The sequence below is a fragment of the Streptomyces sp. NPDC002851 genome (assembly GCF_053591935.1).
The window spans coordinates 19,537-35,585 of the sequence record NZ_JBSFUT010000057.1; the positions used below are offsets into that span (position 1 = coordinate 19,537).

The following is a 16,049-nucleotide window of genomic DNA, read 5'->3' on the forward strand; positions in this document are numbered from 1 at the left end:
GGCGCCGGGAATCGAAACCGAGCTCTGAGCTTGGGAAGTTGTCGGCCTTTGCCGCCTATCGAGTCGCTGACCTGGGTGAACGGCTGATCCGTGGCCTCGCTGGGCTGGACCACTTTCCCCTTGATTCGCCGCTGGCCGCCGCTCGATCTGATGCTGTTGTGGTGCGTTCACCGTTGGCGTCCGGATCCAGCCTGGCGGTCTCTGTAAGCGCCTCAGAGATGTTGCTTGGCCGCGCTGACAAGTCGGCTGATGTCGTCACGGGTCCGCACTCTCAGATCGTCGAGATCGGCCCTGCTGTCCGCCTTGGACAACGTCGTGATGCTTGCTTGCAAGTCCTGCGCAGTCCGACTCAGCCTCTCGTCATCCGTGAGCATCTGCACCCGGAAGAGGGCTTCTTGGGCGTTGGAGCGCAAGTCGTAGGCGCGGATGCGCACCGTGTCAGGGTCTTCCGGTGGTGGCTGTTCGTGCTCGCAGAACCAGAGTGGACCATGCAGCGGCGGTAGTTGACCAATGCGCCTGCATAGGCGGAGTAAGCGTCGAGTCGTTCCTGCCGCAGCTTCTCACGGCGGGTGAACTGATGGCTCCTGTCGGTGGTGCGCTGCTGGAATGACAGAGTGATCCCCGAACCAAGCAAGGTTCCCAGTACGGCTATGGCGCTCGCGATGATGGTCTCCACGCCCTCAAGCTGATCACGCTTCGACCGTCCTTGGTGGGCTACAAGCCCAACTCTCCTGCCAGGCTTACCGCCCTGGCATGGCTGCTGCGCTTGCGCGGGCTTGATCAACTCGCGCGTGCGGCAAGGAAGATGGGAATCGCCGGTCGCTCTTGGCGGATTGTGTCTCTGGCCTGCTGGTATGCCGTCTCGGGCGGGTCCTGCGGCCATCCCGGATTCTCCGCCGTTTACCGGGGTTCCCCGACCGATCGGGAACGCATCGGGCACGCGTCGGGCACGAGCCGCGGGCCTATCGCTTGAGGGAGCGGTAGCGCTTCATGAGAGCGGTGATCTTCTCAGGGTTGGCGCCGCTGTTCAGTTCTGCCAGCAGATCATCAGGGCAGAGTTCATAGAGGTCGCCCCACCAGCGCCGGGCTTTGTTGTCCCAGACCCGGTATCCGCCGGGTACCCCTCGGGCGACATAGCGCCGCTTGCTCAACTGCCCTCCCTCAATCCGCCCCGCCGTCTCCACGGGCCGCCCTTGGTCGCTGAGATCGTACGGCTCCCAACTCGTCGACAACTGCACTGGCTTACCGTCGGCAAGGAGCTCGTACTCGGTGCGGACGCACAGATCAGCCTCGGCCCGTCCAGGGCCTCAGGTGCCGTGCTTGCGGCGGCGGTCGCGGACGTGGGCCAGGCCCGGTCACACGCGGTGGTGTTGTCGCAGGCCAACGGCCCACCGTACGGCCAGGACTTGCGTCGCCGACTCGGCCTTAGTCCTGGGACGTGCCCAGGTCTGCGAGAGGTAATCCTTCACATGCTTCTGTGCCTTGAAAGCGTCCGAGACGGTGAATGCGATTCCGGATACTTCGGAGGCGAGCGCGAGAACAATGAGGATGAATGCGGCCACCGGGTCAGGGTAGAAAGCCGCAGGCCGGTAGTGAGGAAAGGGCTCGCCCCGGTGCGCGGTTCCCGACCGGACACCCGGGAAGTGGTAGACCTCAACGTCGGGATGCCAGCCAACGGTTAGCTTGCGGCTCGGGTCAGAGCCGTTCACGTCAGGATGTGCACCAGGTACCAGGCCGCGAACCCGCACCACGCGACCGCGAACACCGCTCGGCCCGGCCGGGTATGAACCCGGAACCACGCCCACGTCCGCTCTGAAAGCGTGTCCCCCTCGCGGCCGTTCCGCAGCGCGTACGCCTCGAACGCCGTGCCCGCCGTGAGCAGGCCGCCCCAGATGATGTCAGCCGTGCTCATGACGCGCTGCGCTCGTCGAGCGCTGCCTTGACGCCATCCTCGATGCGCTTGGTCAGGACGCCGTTGGTGTTCTCGTGGATCTCGCTGAGCACCTGGTCCTGCTGGCCGAGCTTGGACATCAGGAACGCCGCGCCGAGGACAGGGCCGACCAGCGCCACGTTCTCGGCGGTCGCCTGGCCCCAGACCGACAGAGCTACGTATCCGGCGACGGAGATGGCGAACACGGCGACCCGTGCGGCGACCTGCGCCGCCTTACAGGCGTAGCGGCGTACGCAGTCTCGCGCAGGCGGCGTACGCACACGTGGTGAGGGGCGGGCACGCACCGGCGACGACGACGCGGCACGTCGCGCACGGGAGTCTTGAGGCCATCGTTCGACGGCTCGGAAGGGTCGGAAGGAGGCGAACAGATGGTTCAGGGGCCCGTGTTGACGGAGGCGGCGGCCAAGGGGACGGCCGACGGTGCGACCGTTCCCGCCGCCGCTCCCGGTGGGCGGCCGGAAGCGGCGGCGCCGCGGCGGCGGCCTGCCGGTTCGCCCGGGATACGCAAGCTGCTCACCGTCGTGCATGTCGTCTCGTCGGTCGGGCTGCTCGGCTGCACGGCCGGGCAGGTCGTGCTCGCGCTCTGCGGCGCGCTCACCGACGACGGCCAACTCGCCCGCGCCGCCTACCGGTTCATGCGCCTCGGGGCGCACAGCGTGGCCCTGCCGCTGCTGCTCACCGGTCTGGTGAGTGGGGTTCTGCTCGCGCTGGTCACCCGCTGGGGGCTGCTCCGGCACAAGTGGGTGTTCCTGAAAGAGGTTCAGCTGCTCCTCGTGCTGGTGATCGGGGTTGTGTTCCTTCGGCCCTGGATCGAGGTGCTCGTCCAGCGCACCGTGGCCGCCACCGCCACCGGGGCCGAGCTCGGTGCCGAAAGGTGGCTGCTCGCCGGGGGCGAGATGCTTCAGGTCGGGCTGCTCACGCTGGCCACCGTCGTGTCCGTGTACAAGCCGAAGGGGCGCATCCGGTTCCGGCGAAGCGGCGAGCAGGCCGAGCGGGTCGAGCGGGTCGAGCAGGCCGAGCGGGTCGAGCAGGGAGGCACGGCATGAGGGAGAGCCTGATCACGACGAACGGCCCGCAGGACACCGCCGCGGGCGCGAGCGCGAGCCCGGAAGCCGCCGCCGCGGGCGCGAGCCCGCACGACGCCGCGGCCGAGCCCGCCGTACGGCTCGTCGGCGCCATGCACCTCTTCGGCCGTACCTCCCCGCCCGTACTCCTCTTCCACGGCAAGGGCGGCCTGCCCGAGCTCCTCGCCCACCTCGCCGGTGAACTCGACGCCTGGCGGCAGCAGGGCACCGTACCCGAGGCGCCCCCCGTGGGCCCGGAGACCACCGCCGCCACCCGGCCGACCCGTGACAGCGGTCCCCGTCCGACGGGACCTGCGTAACGGACCGAAGAGAGCAGGTCAGAACGGGTGAGGTGACAGCAGTCGCCCGGCAAGCACCCCACAATCACCCCTTTTCCGCCCGTAGTTGGCTTCGGAGCCGCCTGCCCGCCCGGGATGGACGTCCCGGTGGCGGCAGGCGGCTTCCCCGCGGGTGAGGTGCGCGGACCCCTGACGGGGGGACTGCGCCGACGCGATGCTCACGGCCATTGAAGTCCACTGGCCGGAACCGGCGTCAGCCAAGCGTCGGCGGCCTGTCCCAGCCATGAAGGGGCATGACATGCATCGTTCGCTCATTGTTGCCAGGATCGCGCCGGGTGCCGAGCACGACGTGGCACGCATTTTCGCCGAGTCGGACCGTACCGAGCTGCCGGCCATCGCCGGGATCAGGCACCGGTCCCTTTACACCCTGGGCGACTGCTACATCCACATGATCGAGTCCGACGACCCGGGGCGCGAGGCCGTCGAACGGGCCCGTCAGCACCCCGAGTTCGCCCGGGTCAGCGCCGCCCTGGACCCGTACATCACGCCGTACCTGTCCACCTGGCGCGGACCGCAGGACGCCGCCGCGCGCTGCTTCTACACCTACGAGGCCGAAGGCGCCGCCAGCGAGGACGAGACCGGCCCGGCGGTGGTGCGGCGATGACCACCGCATCGGCACCGCGAGCCGAGTGGGTGCGCTGCTCGTCCTGCGCCCAACTCGTCTACGGCAAACGGCATCTGCGGAACCTCCAGGTGTGCCCCGAGTGCAACGCCCCGGCGCGGCTCACCGCCCCCGACCGCATCGAGCAGCTCGTCGACGACGACTCGTTCACGCCGCTGCCCGGCACCGCCACCACGCCCGACGTGCTCGGCTTCACCGACACCCGCCCCTACCCCGTACGCCTCAAGCAGGCCCGCAGGGACACCGAGCTGCAGGAAGCCGTCGTCACCGGCACCGGCACCATCTGCGCGCAGCCCGTCGTCCTCGCCGTCATGGACTTCCGCTTCATGGGCGGCAGCCTCGGCAGCGCCGTCGGTGAACTCATCACCCGCGCCGCCGAGTTCGCCCTGGAGCAGCGCCTTCCGCTGCTCATCGCCTCCGCGTCCGGCGGTGCCCGGATGCAGGAGGGGAGCCTGTCCCTGATGCAGATGGCCAAGGTCAGCCAGGCACTCGGGCGGCTTCAGGAGGCCGGTCTGCTCACCGTCAGCCTGGTCACCGACCCCACGTACGGCGGGGTCGCCGCCTCGTACGCCACCAACACGGATATCGTCATCGCGGAGGCCGGTGCGCGGCTCGGTTTCGCCGGGCCCCGGGTGATCGAGCAGACCATCCGGCAGCAGCTGCCCGAGGGCTTCCAGACCGCCGAGTTCCTGCTCGCGCACGGTCAGGTCGACCTCGTCGCCGAGCGCCGCAACCTGCGCGGCGTGCTCCAGCGGCTGCTCACCGTCGCCCGCCGCGGCGCCCTCGGCAGCGTCCCGGACGGTCAGGGCGCGATCGCCCGCTCCGTGCGGCAGCTGACCGCCCGCGACCCGTGGGAGACCGTCAAGCTCGCCCGGCACGTCGAGCGGCCCACCACCCTCGACTACCTCAGCCGGATCTTCGACTCCTTCGTGGAGCTGCACGGCGACCGCGTCCACGGCGACTGCCCCGCGATCGTCGCCGGGCTCGCGCTCCTGGAGGGCCACGCCGTCGCCGTCGTCGGACACCAGAAGGGCCATACGACACGGGAGTTGGTGGAACGCAACTTCGGGATGCCGCGGCCCGAGGGCTACCGCAAGGCACTGCGCGTCATGGAGCTCGCCGAACGGCTCGGCCTGCCCATCGTCACCCTCGTCGACACCCCCGGCGCCTACCCGGGCCTGGACGCCGAGGAGCGCGGCCAGGCGGTCGCCGTGGCCCGCAACATCCTGCGCATGTCGACCCTGCGTACCCCGGTCGTCAGCGTCGTCACCGGCGAGGGCGGCAGCGGGGGAGCCCTGGGCCTGGCGGTCGCCGACCAGGTGCTGATCCTGGAGAACGGCTACTACTCCGTGATCAGCCCGGAGGGCTGCTCGTCGATCCTGTGGGGCAGCGCCGAATCCGCCGCCGACGCGGCCCGCGCGCTGCGCATCACCGCACCCGAACTGCTCCGGCTCGGCGTCGTCGACGGCGTCGTGCCCGAGCCCGACGGCGGCGCCCACACGGACCACGCGGCGGCGGCCGAGCTGCTGCGCCGCGCCCTGATCCAGACCGTTCCCGCGCTCCGGGCGCGCCGTACCGAGGACCTGGTCGAGCGGCGGCGCCTCCGGTTCCGCCGGTTCGGCCGGGACGCCGTGACCGAGCCGGGTCAAGAGACCGAGACCGAGAAGGTGGCGTAACCGATGACCGTGACCGACGACAACCGGGTGGCCCTCGCTCCCGCCCACGACCAGGGCACGGCCCGCACCGCCGCCCACGACGACGAGCGGGTGCTCGAGCAACTCCGCGACCACGCCCACAAGCTCGCCCACGACCTGCCCGGCAGCCTGCGCCGGATCCGGGTCAGCCGGGCCGACGCGACGGTCGAGCTGGAGTGGCAGGAGCCGGCCGCCCCGACTCCCGCGCCCGCCCCGGTGGCCCCGCCGTTCGCGGCGTACGGCCCGCCGCCCTGGGCCACGGCCCCGGCACCCCAGGCCGCGCCCGCCGAGGCAACCCCGAACACTGCTCCGGCTTCGGACCCGGTCGGCGAAACGGCGGAGCCCCGCGTGCAGGTGGCGTCCCCGATGGTCGGGACCTTCTACCGGGCCCCCGAGCCGGGCGCCGAGCCGTATGTCTCGGTCGGCGACCGGGTCGAGGCCGGGGCGACGATCGGCATCGTCGAGGCGATGAAGCTGCTCAACCCCGTGTCCGCGGAGGTCTCCGGCACCGTCGCCGAGATCTGCGCCCAGGACGCGGAGCCGGTCGAGTTCGACCAGCCGCTGATCGCCATAGTCCCCGACGACCAGTAACGCCGTCCGACGGTTCTTGACGGCTCGTCCAGCAACCAAGCCCGTCCGGCGATTGAGGACGAGCGCCTTCAGCGCGATGAACGGTGCCCGAGCCAACGGTGCGGACCCGTCGTCCAGAAGAGCCCAACCTGCCTAGGAGCAAGCGGTCATGTTCGAGAAAGTACTCATCGCCAACCGAGGCGAGATCGCGCTACGCGTCGCCCGCGCCTGCCGCGAGCTGGGGATCAAGACGGTCGGCGTGTACTCCACCGCCGACCAGGACTCGGCCGTCCTGCGGCACGTGGACGAGCAGGTCCGGATCGGGCCGCCGCCCAGCCGGCAGAGCTATATGAACGCCGCCGCCGTCGTCGAGGCCGCACTGCGCACCGGCGCCCAGGCCGTGCACCCCGGCTACGGATTCCTCTCCGAGGACCCGGACTTCGCGGAGATCTGCGCGGCCAACGACCTGACGTTCATCGGGCCGCGCCCGGAGGTCATGGAGTCCCTCGGCAACAAGGCGTCCGCCCGCGCCCTCATGCAGGACGCCGGACTGCCGCTGCTTCCCGGCAGCGTCGAGGGGGTGCAATCCGCCACCGAGGCACGGGAGTTGGCCGACTCCATCGGCTACCCCGTGATCCTCAAGGCCGCGGCGGGCGGCGGCGGCCGCGGCATGGCGGTCATCCACGACCCCGACGAGGTGGCCCCCACGTATCTCGAGATACGGGCCACCGCCCAGGCCCTCTTCGGGGACCCGACGGTCTACCTGGAGCGCTATCTGGAGCGCACCCGCCATGTCGAGGTGCAGGTGCTCTGCGACGGCCATGGCAACGGCGTACACCTGGGCACCCGCGACTGCTCCGCGCAGCGCCGCAACCAGAAGCTCATCGAGGAGGCCCCGGCGCCCAATCTGCGGCCCGAGGTCCTCGAAGCGGTCGCCGCCGACGCGGTGCGCGGCGCGCTCGCCGTCGACTTCAGCGGTGTCGGCACCTTCGAGTTCCTCGTCGACCCGGACCAGAACCACTACTTCATGGAGATCAACAGCCGGATCCAGGTGGAGCACCCGGTCACCGAGATGGTCAGCGGCATCGACCTGATCCACGAGCAGCTGCACGTCGCCTCGGGCGGTGAACTCCGCCTGGCCCAGGACGACATCGTGCTGCGCGGCGTCTCCCTGGAGTGCCGCGTCAACGCCGAGGACCCGGCCCGCGGCTTCGTGCCGACGCCCGGGACCCTGGAGCGGTTCACGCCGCCGGGCGGCCCGTTCACCCGGGTCGACACGCACGGCTTCGCCGGATACCGGGTCTCGCCGCACTACGACTCGCTGCTCGCCAAGGTCATCGTGTGGGCGCCCGGCCGTGACGAGGCGATCGCCCGCATGGACCGCGCGCTCGCCGAGTTCGACCTCTCCGGTCCCGGCGTCAAGACCACCCTGCCCGCGCTGCGGCAGATCCTCGCCGACCCGGAGTTCCGCGCCGCCGAGCACTCGACGGCCCTCGTCGGACGGCTCCTGCCGACCCCCTGATCCCGTACGCCCGTACACCGCGCGCGTACGACGCGTACGAACCCGTACGCCAGTCAACCACCCGAAAGGACACGCCAGATGACCACCGCAACCGGCGCCCGGATCACCCGGGACGAGCTCGCCGAGATCTTCATCCTCAACACCGGCGTCCCGGCCGGCACCTTCGACGGCCACTACGACGACTCCCTGGAGTCCCTCGGCATCGACTCGCTCGCCCTGCTCGAGCTGGAGGCCATCGCCGCCGAGCGCTACCACGTGCAGGTCCCCGAAGACGCCCTCCAGCTCAGCCTCAACGCCCTGACCGAGACCCTCAACGCCGCCCGGACGGAGGCCGCCTGACATGGCCGCGCACACCGAGAACACGATCCTCATCGACGCGCCCCTCGACATCGTCTGGCGCATCACCAACGACCTGGAGAACTGGCCCGACCTGTTCACCGAGTACGCCTCCGTCGAGGTCATCGAGCGCCGCGGCGACACCGTGAAGTTCCGCCTCACCATGCACCCCGACGAGAACGGCACCGTCTGGAGCTGGGTCAGCGAGCGCACCCCGGACGAGGCCAGCCGCACCGTCGACGCCAAGCGCGTGGAGACCGGCCCGTTCGAGTTCATGCACATCCACTGGTCGTACACCGAGGAGGGCCGCGGCACCCGCATGGACTGGGTGCAGGACTTCGAGATGAAGCCGACCGCGCCCATCGACGACGCGGGCATGGAGAACCGGATCAACACCAACAGCAAGATCCAGATGAACATCATCCGGGAAAAGGTCGAGGCCGCGGCCCGCGTCGCCGCATGACGCCACTCCGCAACCGCCCCACTCGCCCCACCCTCAACTCACCTCAGGAGCACCGAAGATGACCGCCACCGTCCCGGATACGCAGACAGTGCTGCCAGCACAGACCGCCTCGGCCCAGCCCTGCTGCATCGCCGCGAAGGACGTCGCGGCCGACACCCGCCGCGGTGCCGAGCTGCGCGTCCTGCTCGGCCCCAAGACCGTCGGCTCCACCTCCGGCTTCATGGGCGTCGCGACCCTCAAGCCCGGCGAGCGGATCGCCGAGCACTACCACCCCTACAGCGAGGAGTTCCTGTACGTCACCCAGGGCACCCTCACCGTCGACCTGGACGGCGAGGCGTACACCGTCCGCGCCGGTGAGGCGATCTACGCCGACATCAACGTCCGGCACCGGCTGCGCAACGAGGGCACCGAGACCGTCGAGGTCGTCTTCCAGCTCGGCCCGCTCGCGCCCGCGCCGCCGCTCGGCCACGTCGACACCGAGAACGCCGACGGCACCCCCATCGCGGACGCCCCGGCGCCCGGCCCCAAGGGCGTCGCCAAGGAGGTCGTACGGTCATGACCACCGCTCCCCGCGGCCCGCGCCGCACCGTGGTCACCGGCATAGGTGTCGTCGCTCCCGGCGGCACCACCCGGGACCGCTTCTGGGACCTGCTCATGGCAGGGCGGACGGCGACGCGCCGGGTCACGTTCTTCGACCCGTCGCCGTTCCGCTCCCAGATCGCCGCCGAGGCCGACTTCGACCCGGACGCCGCCGGGCTCACCCCGCGCGAACAGCGCCGCTCCGACCGGTACGTGCAGTTCGCGCTCGCCGCGTCCGCCGAGGCCCTGGCCGACAGCGGGCTCGAACTCGACGAGCGCACCCGCGACCGTACCGGCGTCGTGCTCGGCAGCGCCGTCGGCGCCACCACCACCCTGGAGGAGGAGTTCGTGGTCGCCAGCGACCACGGCAAGCACTGGCTGGTCGACGGGGACTACACCACCCCGTTCCTCTACCAGACCCTCGTCCCGTCCAGCCTCGCCGCCGGAGTCGCCGCCCGCTACCAGGTGCACGGCCCGGCCCAGGTGGTCTCCACCGGCTGCACCTCCGGCATCGACGCCATCGGCTACGCCCACCAGCTCGTCCAGGACGGCGAGGCCGACATCGTCATCGCCGGGGCCTCCGAGGCCCCCATCTCCCCGGTGTCCGTCGCCTCGTTCGACGCGATCCGCGCCACCACACCCGACAACGACGACCCCGAGCACGCATCCCGCCCCTTCGACCGCGACCGGCACGGCTTCGTCATGGGCGAGGGCTGCGCCGTACTGATCCTGGAGGACCTGGAGCACGCCCGCAGGCGCGGCGCCGAGATCTACTGCGAGATCACCGGCTACGCGGCCCGCGGCAACGGCTTCCACATGACCGGCCTGCGCCCCGACGGCGCCGAGATGTCCGAGGCCATCACGGACGCGCTCGCCCAGGGCCGTATCGCCGCCGAGCAGGTGGGCTACATCTCGGCGCACGGCTCCGGCACCAAGCAGAACGACCGGCACGAGACCGCCGCGTTCAAGAAGAGCCTCGGCGAGCACGCGTACCGCGTCCCGATCAGCTCCATCAAGTCGATGATCGGGCACTCCCTGGGCGCGATCGGCGCCCTGGAGATGGCCGCCTGCGCCCTCGCCATCCAGAACAAGGCCGTGCCGCCGACCGCCAACTGGACCAACCGCGACCCGGAGTGCGACCTCGACTACACACCCGTCACCGCGCGGCAGGCCGACGTCGACACCGCCCTGTCGGTCGGCAGCGGCTTCGGCGGCTTCCAGTCCGCGATGGTCTTCTCCCGTGTGAAGGAGCTGGCCCGATGAGCACCACGGATGTGGGTATCAACGCGCACATAGACAACGGCCGCCGGGCCGTCATCACCGGCCTCGGCGTCGCCGCCCCCAGCGGCCTCACCCCGCAGGACCACTGGGACTCCACCACCAGGGGCGAGAGCCACATCGACCGCATCACCCTCTTCGACCCGTCCTCGTACGCCACCCAACTGGCAGGAGAAATACCGGACTTCGACCACACCGCCCACGTCCCCAGCCGACTCGCCGTCCAGACCGACCGCTGGACCCACCTGGCCCTCTACGCCGCCGACCAGGCCCTGAAGGACGCCGCCCTCGACCCGGCCGAGCTGCCCCCGTTCTCCATGTCGGTGGCGCTCGCCAGCTCCTCCGGCGGCAACCTCTTCGGCCAGAAGGAACTCCAGCGGCTCTGGGCACAGCCGACCCGCACCGTCGGCGCGTACCAGTCGATCGCCTGGTTCTACGCCGCCACGGTCGGCCAGATCTCCATCCGCCACCAGATGAAGGGCGCCTCCACCGTCCTGGTCGCCGAGGCCGCGGGCGGTCTCGACTCCCTGGCGCACGCGGTACGTTCCATCCGCCGCGGCACCGACATCGTCCTCGCCGGCGGCACCGAGGCCCCCATCGGGCCGTACGCCCTGGCCTGCCAGGCGCGCGGGGGACGCCTGTCCACCGCCACCGACCCGGCCCGCGCCTACCGCCCGTTCGCGGCCGACGCCGCGGGCCACGTACCCGGCGAGGGCGGCGCCGTGTTCGTCGTCGAGGCCCTCGACCACGCCCTCGCCCGCGGCGCCACCATCTACGCCGAGGTCACCGGCTGGGGCGCCACGCACGACGGCGAGCACACCCGGCGCGGCAGCGGCGGCTCCACCGTCCAGTACGCCCGCGCCATGGACCTCGCCCTGGAGACCAGCGGCGTCACCGCCGACACCGTCGACCTGGTCTTCCCGGACGCGGTCGCCGTACCCGAGTACGACCTGACCGAAGTGGCCGCACTGCGCAAGGTGTTCGGCCCCGCCGGCCCGGCCGCGGTCAGCACCCACAAGCCGCTGCTCGGCCGCGCCTACCAGGGCAGCGTCGCCCTGGACGTGGCCACCGCACTGCTCGCCGTCACCCGCGGCGAACTGCCCCCGGCCGGTGGCGTATCCGACCCCGCGCCGGACCGCGCCCTCAACTTCGTCCGCGAAGCGCGCCCGGCCGAGGTCCGCACCGCGATGGTCAACGCCCGCGGCTTCGACGGCTTCAACGGCTCGCTGATCGTGCGGGCGTACGACAGCGACAACGACACGGCCACCACGGAGGGGGAGACCCGATGAGCACCGCCGCAGCCGAGCCGACCACGGAGACCCGCGCCCGGGTGCTGTTCCAGATCCGCGTCCCCGAGGACCGCACCGACGCGTTCCTCGCCGCCTACCAGCAGATCCGCTACGAGGTCGCGGAGGGCGTCCCGGGCCACCTGGTCGACCAGGTCTGCCAGTCCGAGAAGGACCCCGAGCAGTGGCTGATCACCAGCGAGTGGGAGTCCCTCGAGCACTTCCTCGCCTGGGAGCGCACCGAGGAACACCGCGACCTGGTCCGCCCGATGCGGGAGTGCATGACCGAGGCCCGCTCCACCCGCTTCCTGATCCGTAACCAGACGACCCGCCGCGCCGCCTGACCCCATCCCCAGAACACGAATTCAGGAGACCTGTCATGAACCTCAACTTCAACATGGGACTGCTCAGCGTGTGGGTCCTGGCCGCGGCCGGATGGCAGCTCGGCACGCTCTGGATCATGAAGTTGTCGATCCTGCCGATGCTCAACGGTCTGGAGTACTCGCGCTATGTGAAGACCTGCCAGGAGATCGACATGCACGTCTTCCACCCGATCGCGGTGTGGAACGGCGTGATCGCCGCGGGCGTCGGCGTCCTCGCCGCCTTCCAGGCGGAAACCGCCTTGGGAGCGGTCCTCTTCCTGCTCGGCTCGCTCGGCATGATCGTCGTCGGCATCACCTCTGAGGGCTTCAACCGGCCCATCTGGCGGCAGATCGAGAAGTGGTCGCCGGACCCGGACCAGCAGGCCGAACAGTGGATGGCGAAGCGGCGCCGCTGGTGGATCGCCCACGAGATCCGGACGTACGGCGGGATCGGCGCGGTGGCGGCGTACATCGGCGCGGCGCTCGTGACGGTGATGTGAGCCCGGTACACCCCGTTCCTGTCGCCCGGAGGCACTCATGACGATCGACATCCACGGACACATCACCTCGCCCGCGCTGTTCAGCCGCTTCCCGATGCCGCCGAGCCTCGTCGACGTCGACGGCATGATCGAGCAGAAGGAGGCGCTCGGCATCACCACGACCGTGGTGGGCAGCCCGGTGGGTGCCGGGACGATGGTGCCGGTGCCGGGGATCGACAACCACAACCAACCCCTCGGCCCGCTCAGGGAGTTCCACGACTGGCTGGCGGAGACCGTACGCGCCCACCCCGACCGGCTCCGCGCCTACGCCTATGTCGACCCGTACGGCAGCGACGAGGCCCTGGCGCACGCCGACGAACTGCTCGGCCAGGGCGAGTTCGTCGGCCTGATCGCCAACACCAGCGCCCACGGCCGCTTCCTGGACCAGCCGGAGGCCGACGCGTTCTTCGCCCTGGCCGCGCAGCACGGCGCCCCCGTACTCCTGCACCCCCCGGCCGAGCCGGTCGGCGCGGCCTCGCTGCGCGGCCACGGCTTCGGGCTCATCGAGCATGTGGCCCGGCCGTGCGACGTGACGATGGGCGTGGCGGCGATCGTGTTCGCGGGCTGGCTGGAGAAGTACCCGAGTCTGAAGCTGATCGCTTCGGCTGCGGGGGGTGCGCTGCCGCTGCTCGCGGAGAAGCTGGATCTGGCGCGTGGGGGGCCGGGTGGGCCGGGTGGTCCTGGCGGCCGCGGTGGTCCTGGCGGTCCGGGTGGCCCGCCCGGTGGCAGGCCGCCCGTCTCCGAGAGGGTTCCCGAAGGGCCGCCTCCCAGCCAGTCCCTGCGTCGGCTGTACGTCGACACGGGCACCCCCAGCCGCCGCCAACTCGCCGCCGCACTGGACGTGTTCGGCCCGGAACACCTCCTCTTCGGCACCGACTCCCCGCCCCTGACCACCCCCTTGGACGGCGCCCTGGCCCTGATCGACGGGCTCGAACTGACGCCGTACGAGAAGGACCTGGTCCTCGACGGCAACGCCCGCGACGTGTTCGGCCTCCCCGCCGCGCAGTCCGCCCCGACAAAGGCAGCAGTCTCATGACTCAGATACCGGAAACGGAACAGACGAAGAAGTACACGGAAGACCCCTTCCGTCTCGACGGCAGCCGCGCCCTCGTCATCGGCGGCTACGGCGGCATCGGCCGCGAGGTGAGCGAACTGCTCGCCGCGCAGGGCGCCGACGTCGCGGTGGCGGGCCGGGACAAGGGCCGCGCGGAGGCGCTGGCCGCGGAGCTCACCGCCGGGTACGGCGTCCGAGCCGTGGGCCGCGCCGCCGACCTCACCGACCGCGAGGACGTGGAGGCCCTTGCCGCACACCTCGAGGCGGAGTGGCAGGGCGTGGACATCCTGGTCAACTGCGCGAGCAAGCTGGTGGTGACCCCGGCCGCCGAGCTCACCGAGGACGAGTGGCACGAGACGGTCGACGCGAACCTGACCGGCGCGTTCCGCCTCTCCCAGGTCTTCGGCCGCCTGATGATCCGTACGAAGACCCCGGGCCGCATCATCCACTTCTCGTCGGTACGCGGCCTGTTCGGCGGCCGACGCGGCTTCTCCGCCTACGGGCCGAGCAAGGCCGGGGTCAACCTCCTTGTCAAACAGCTGGCCACGGAGTGGGGCAGCCACGGCATCACGGTCAACGCGGTCGCGCCCGGGTTCGTCAGCACCGAGTTCGTCGAGGACGCCGCGGCCGACCAGGGCTTCGTCCAGATGATGCGCCGCCGCATCCCGCTCGGCCGGTTCGCCGAGCCGGAGGAGGTCGCGTCCGCGGTCGCGTACCTGGCCTCGCCGCTGGCCCGGTTCGTCACGGGACAGGTCCTGATGGTGGACGGGGGTGTGAGCAGCAGCTCCTGAACTCCGCACTCGTACCGAAAACAAGGCATTGGAGAAAGGAATCCACCATGTCCACCTGGCACGCCCTGCAGTACCCGCTCAAGCCCGGCACCGAGGAGACCGTCAAGGAACTCTTCAAGGTCAGCGGCCGCCCGCAGTTCTCCGTCGCCGACGCCGACGGCAAGGTGGTCGGCAAGCTCCTGGGCACGATGGCGTTCGTCGGCAAGGAGATCGCCGTCCGCGTCATCGAGGTCGAGGGCCCGCTGCCGCTGGTCGCGGCGCACATGAGCCGACAGGAAGAAGTCCGCGAGTTCGAGCGGCAGTTGGAGCCGCACCTGGCGAAGGAGCGCGACATGGTCACCCCTCAGGGCGCCCGCGCCTTCTTCCAGGAAGCGGGCCTGGAATGCGTCCTGAGCCGCCGCCACGACGCGCCGCTGGACGCGGCGGTCTGAGCACAGACCCTCGTCCGGCACCGCGCGGCCCCTTCACGCACCACGGTGAAGGGGCCGCGTCGCACGCACCGGTCCTCCGGGGGCACAGTCCCCCCTTTAGGCAGACGCAATCTCCTTGGCCCATACGCGAGTTGGGCCCTATGACGCACGCACGCACTGAGGAGCAAAGACACATGGAGATAGGACTCGGACTGCCCAACGCGGTCCCGGGCACCACCGCCCGCACCCTCCTGGAGTGGGCCACGGCCGGGGAGGCCGCCGGTTTCTCGGCCCTGGCGACCACCGACCGGCTCGTCTACCAGAGCCACGACGCCCTCACCGCCCTCGCCGCCGCCGCGGCCGTCACCGCCCGGCCCCGCCTGACCACGGCCGTGCTCGTCGCCCCGCTCCAGTCGAACTCCGCGCTGCTCGCCAAGCAGACCGCCACCATCGACCGGATCTCCGGCGGCCGCCTGACCCTCGGCCTCGCGGTCGGCGCGCGGCCCGACGACTTCAAGGCCTCCGGCGTCGAACACGCGGGCCGCGGCAAGCGGTTCGACGCCCAGCTCGACGAACTGGCCGCCGTGTGGCGCGGCGAGCGACGCGGCTTCGCGGGCGGCATCGGCCCCGGCCCCGAGCAGCAGGACGGACCGCCGCTGATCCTCGGCGGCCACTCACCGGCCGCCATCGCCCGGGCGGCACGCCGGGGCGCGGGCTGGATCGGTGGCACCGGCGGCCCGGACGTGTTCCGCGGCGGCGCCGCCGCGTTCCGCGCCGCCTGGGAGAAGGAGGGCCGCGAGGGCACCCCGAGGATCCTGGCCCTCGCCTACTACGCCCTCGGCGACACCGCGGAGCAGGACGCGGGCGCGTACCTGCGGGACTACTACGGTTTCGCCCCGCCCTTCGCGGACCTGGCGGTACGCGGCGCGGCGGTGGGCGAGGAGGGCCTCAAGCGCGTAACGGCCGGGTACGAGGAGGCAGGCTGCGACGAACTGATCCTCTTCCCGTGCAACTCCGACCCCCGCCAGCTGGACCTCTTGGCGGAGGCGGCACTCTAAGCGGCACCTATCAGCTCGTCCGGCGTTTGAGGACGAGCGCTCCCCCAAGCTCTCAACTGCGTTCGAGCAGGGAGGTACCCCCCTGCGCGATATCTGCGGCGGGGTCCGGGG

The 16,049-nt window shown here is 71.0% G+C and carries 21 protein-coding genes and 2 pseudogenes; 17 read left to right on the plus strand and 6 right to left on the minus strand.

The window, feature by feature from the left end; genetic code table 11:
• Positions 1 to 212: 212 nt before the first annotated feature.
• The 6 genes and pseudogenes from ACWD10_RS35980 to ACWD10_RS36005 all read right to left on the minus strand — a co-directional run bounded on the left by ACWD10_RS35980 (position 213) and on the right by ACWD10_RS36005 (position 2,211).
• Positions 213 to 676: pseudogene (locus ACWD10_RS35980) on the minus strand (hypothetical protein).
• Positions 677 to 962: 286 nt separating this feature from the next.
• Complete coding sequence (locus ACWD10_RS35985; RefSeq protein ID WP_451097909.1) at positions 963 to 1,151, minus strand: hypothetical protein; 189 nt, start codon at positions 1,149 to 1,151, stop codon at positions 963 to 965.
• Positions 1,152 to 1,199: 48 nt separating this feature from the next.
• A pseudogene (locus ACWD10_RS35990) lies at positions 1,200 to 1,301 on the minus strand (GntR family transcriptional regulator); the annotation flags it as partial.
• A gap of 54 nt (positions 1,302 to 1,355) precedes the next feature.
• A complete protein-coding gene (locus ACWD10_RS35995) occupies positions 1,356 to 1,562 on the minus strand; it encodes a hypothetical protein (RefSeq protein ID WP_451097910.1) in 207 nt (68 codons plus the stop codon).
• Positions 1,563 to 1,705: 143 nt separating this feature from the next.
• Positions 1,706 to 1,912 (minus strand): hypothetical protein, encoded by a 207-nt coding sequence (locus ACWD10_RS36000; RefSeq protein WP_451097911.1) that lies wholly within the window; start codon positions 1,910 to 1,912, stop codon positions 1,706 to 1,708.
• A complete protein-coding gene (locus tag ACWD10_RS36005) occupies positions 1,909 to 2,211 on the minus strand; it encodes a hypothetical protein (protein WP_451097912.1) in 303 nt (100 codons plus the stop codon). The genes ACWD10_RS36000 and ACWD10_RS36005 overlap by 4 nt, the downstream gene beginning before the upstream one ends.
• 108 nt (positions 2,212 to 2,319) lie before the next feature.
• On the opposite strand from ACWD10_RS36005, the gene ACWD10_RS36010 reads away from it, so the two are divergent.
• From ACWD10_RS36010 to ACWD10_RS36090, 17 genes are all read left to right on the plus strand, one after another.
• Entirely contained in the window at positions 2,320 to 2,997 is a 678-nt protein-coding gene (locus tag ACWD10_RS36010; protein WP_451097913.1) for a hypothetical protein, read from the plus strand.
• Positions 2,994 to 3,335 carry a hypothetical protein gene (locus tag ACWD10_RS36015; protein WP_451097914.1) on the plus strand — a complete coding sequence of 114 codons (342 nt, stop codon included), beginning with the start codon at positions 2,994 to 2,996 and terminating at the stop codon, positions 3,333 to 3,335. Before ACWD10_RS36010 ends, ACWD10_RS36015 begins: the two co-directional genes overlap by 4 nt.
• 277 nt (positions 3,336 to 3,612) lie before the next feature.
• Complete coding sequence (locus ACWD10_RS36020; protein WP_451097915.1) at positions 3,613 to 3,978, plus strand: TcmI family type II polyketide cyclase; 366 nt, start codon at positions 3,613 to 3,615, stop codon at positions 3,976 to 3,978.
• On the plus strand, positions 3,975 to 5,672 hold the full coding sequence (locus tag ACWD10_RS36025) for an acetyl-CoA carboxylase carboxyltransferase subunit alpha (protein WP_451097916.1): 1,698 nt from the start codon (positions 3,975 to 3,977) through the stop codon (positions 5,670 to 5,672). Before ACWD10_RS36020 ends, ACWD10_RS36025 begins: the two co-directional genes overlap by 4 nt.
• Before the next feature lie 3 nt (positions 5,673 to 5,675).
• Positions 5,676 to 6,281, plus strand: coding sequence for an acetyl-CoA carboxylase biotin carboxyl carrier protein (locus ACWD10_RS36030; protein WP_451097917.1), 606 nt, complete (start codon positions 5,676 to 5,678; stop codon positions 6,279 to 6,281).
• 148 nt (positions 6,282 to 6,429) lie between these two features.
• Positions 6,430 to 7,782, plus strand: coding sequence for an acetyl-CoA carboxylase biotin carboxylase subunit (locus tag ACWD10_RS36035; RefSeq protein ID WP_451097918.1), 1,353 nt, complete (start codon positions 6,430 to 6,432; stop codon positions 7,780 to 7,782).
• A 78-nt stretch (positions 7,783 to 7,860) separates the two neighbouring features.
• A complete protein-coding gene (locus tag ACWD10_RS36040; RefSeq protein ID WP_451097919.1) occupies positions 7,861 to 8,121 on the plus strand; it encodes an acyl carrier protein in 261 nt (86 codons plus the stop codon).
• Position 8,122: 1 nt separating this feature from the next.
• Positions 8,123 to 8,581, plus strand: a complete 459-nt coding sequence (locus ACWD10_RS36045; RefSeq protein WP_451097920.1) for an SRPBCC family protein — start codon at positions 8,123 to 8,125, stop codon at positions 8,579 to 8,581.
• A gap of 58 nt (positions 8,582 to 8,639) precedes the next feature.
• Complete coding sequence (locus ACWD10_RS36050; RefSeq protein ID WP_451097921.1) at positions 8,640 to 9,140, plus strand: cupin domain-containing protein; 501 nt, start codon at positions 8,640 to 8,642, stop codon at positions 9,138 to 9,140.
• A complete protein-coding gene (locus tag ACWD10_RS36055; protein ID WP_451097922.1) occupies positions 9,137 to 10,423 on the plus strand; it encodes a beta-ketoacyl-[acyl-carrier-protein] synthase family protein in 1,287 nt (428 codons plus the stop codon). Before ACWD10_RS36050 ends, ACWD10_RS36055 begins: the two co-directional genes overlap by 4 nt.
• Positions 10,420 to 11,727, plus strand: a complete 1,308-nt coding sequence (locus tag ACWD10_RS36060; RefSeq protein WP_451097923.1) for a beta-ketoacyl synthase N-terminal-like domain-containing protein — start codon at positions 10,420 to 10,422, stop codon at positions 11,725 to 11,727. Before ACWD10_RS36055 ends, ACWD10_RS36060 begins: the two co-directional genes overlap by 4 nt.
• Positions 11,724 to 12,068, plus strand: a complete 345-nt coding sequence (locus ACWD10_RS36065; protein ID WP_451097924.1) for an antibiotic biosynthesis monooxygenase family protein — start codon at positions 11,724 to 11,726, stop codon at positions 12,066 to 12,068. The genes ACWD10_RS36060 and ACWD10_RS36065 overlap by 4 nt, the downstream gene beginning before the upstream one ends.
• Positions 12,069 to 12,103: 35 nt before the next feature.
• The gene (locus ACWD10_RS36070; protein WP_451097925.1) at positions 12,104 to 12,586 is read left to right on the plus strand and encodes a hypothetical protein; all 483 of its coding nucleotides are present in this window, start codon (positions 12,104 to 12,106) and stop codon (positions 12,584 to 12,586) included.
• Positions 12,587 to 12,623: 37 nt separating this feature from the next.
• A complete protein-coding gene (locus ACWD10_RS36075) occupies positions 12,624 to 13,661 on the plus strand; it encodes an amidohydrolase family protein (RefSeq protein WP_451097926.1) in 1,038 nt (345 codons plus the stop codon).
• The gene (locus ACWD10_RS36080) at positions 13,658 to 14,470 is read left to right on the plus strand and encodes an SDR family NAD(P)-dependent oxidoreductase (RefSeq protein ID WP_451097927.1); all 813 of its coding nucleotides are present in this window, start codon (positions 13,658 to 13,660) and stop codon (positions 14,468 to 14,470) included. The genes ACWD10_RS36075 and ACWD10_RS36080 overlap by 4 nt, the downstream gene beginning before the upstream one ends.
• A 47-nt stretch (positions 14,471 to 14,517) precedes the next feature.
• Positions 14,518 to 14,901: a SchA/CurD-like domain-containing protein gene (locus ACWD10_RS36085; RefSeq protein ID WP_451097928.1), complete on the plus strand. Its 384-nt coding sequence runs from the start codon at positions 14,518 to 14,520 to the stop codon at positions 14,899 to 14,901.
• 173 nt (positions 14,902 to 15,074) lie between these two features.
• A complete protein-coding gene (locus tag ACWD10_RS36090; protein WP_451097929.1) occupies positions 15,075 to 15,938 on the plus strand; it encodes an LLM class flavin-dependent oxidoreductase in 864 nt (287 codons plus the stop codon).
• Positions 15,939 to 16,049: the final 111 nt, after the last annotated feature.

What these genes read in the sequence shown, in the direction of transcription:
- ACWD10_RS36040 (WP_451097919.1), top strand. Translation starts at nt 7,861, where the DNA reads ATGACCACCGCAACCGGCGCCCGGATCACCCGGGACGAGCTCGCCGAG.
- ACWD10_RS36065 (WP_451097924.1), top strand. Translation starts at nt 11,724, where the DNA reads ATGAGCACCGCCGCAGCCGAGCCGACCACGGAGACCCGCGCCCGGGTG.
- ACWD10_RS36035 (WP_451097918.1), top strand. Translation starts at nt 6,430, where the DNA reads ATGTTCGAGAAAGTACTCATCGCCAACCGAGGCGAGATCGCGCTACGC.
- ACWD10_RS36055 (WP_451097922.1), top strand. Translation starts at nt 9,137, where the DNA reads ATGACCACCGCTCCCCGCGGCCCGCGCCGCACCGTGGTCACCGGCATA.
- ACWD10_RS36045 (WP_451097920.1), top strand. Translation starts at nt 8,123, where the DNA reads ATGGCCGCGCACACCGAGAACACGATCCTCATCGACGCGCCCCTCGAC.
- ACWD10_RS36010 (WP_451097913.1), top strand. Translation starts at nt 2,320, where the DNA reads ATGGTTCAGGGGCCCGTGTTGACGGAGGCGGCGGCCAAGGGGACGGCC.
- ACWD10_RS36060 (WP_451097923.1), top strand. Translation starts at nt 10,420, where the DNA reads ATGAGCACCACGGATGTGGGTATCAACGCGCACATAGACAACGGCCGC.
- ACWD10_RS36015 (WP_451097914.1), top strand. Translation starts at nt 2,994, where the DNA reads ATGAGGGAGAGCCTGATCACGACGAACGGCCCGCAGGACACCGCCGCG.
- ACWD10_RS36085 (WP_451097928.1), top strand. Translation starts at nt 14,518, where the DNA reads ATGTCCACCTGGCACGCCCTGCAGTACCCGCTCAAGCCCGGCACCGAG.
- ACWD10_RS36020 (WP_451097915.1), top strand. Translation starts at nt 3,613, where the DNA reads ATGCATCGTTCGCTCATTGTTGCCAGGATCGCGCCGGGTGCCGAGCAC.
- ACWD10_RS36000 (WP_451097911.1), bottom strand. Translation starts at nt 1,912, where the DNA reads ATGAGCACGGCTGACATCATCTGGGGCGGCCTGCTCACGGCGGGCACG.
- ACWD10_RS36050 (WP_451097921.1), top strand. Translation starts at nt 8,640, where the DNA reads ATGACCGCCACCGTCCCGGATACGCAGACAGTGCTGCCAGCACAGACC.
- ACWD10_RS36070 (WP_451097925.1), top strand. Translation starts at nt 12,104, where the DNA reads ATGAACCTCAACTTCAACATGGGACTGCTCAGCGTGTGGGTCCTGGCC.
- ACWD10_RS36080 (WP_451097927.1), top strand. Translation starts at nt 13,658, where the DNA reads ATGACTCAGATACCGGAAACGGAACAGACGAAGAAGTACACGGAAGAC.
- ACWD10_RS36025 (WP_451097916.1), top strand. Translation starts at nt 3,975, where the DNA reads ATGACCACCGCATCGGCACCGCGAGCCGAGTGGGTGCGCTGCTCGTCC.
- ACWD10_RS36030 (WP_451097917.1), top strand. Translation starts at nt 5,676, where the DNA reads ATGACCGTGACCGACGACAACCGGGTGGCCCTCGCTCCCGCCCACGAC.
- ACWD10_RS36090 (WP_451097929.1), top strand. Translation starts at nt 15,075, where the DNA reads ATGGAGATAGGACTCGGACTGCCCAACGCGGTCCCGGGCACCACCGCC.
- ACWD10_RS36075 (WP_451097926.1), top strand. Translation starts at nt 12,624, where the DNA reads ATGACGATCGACATCCACGGACACATCACCTCGCCCGCGCTGTTCAGC.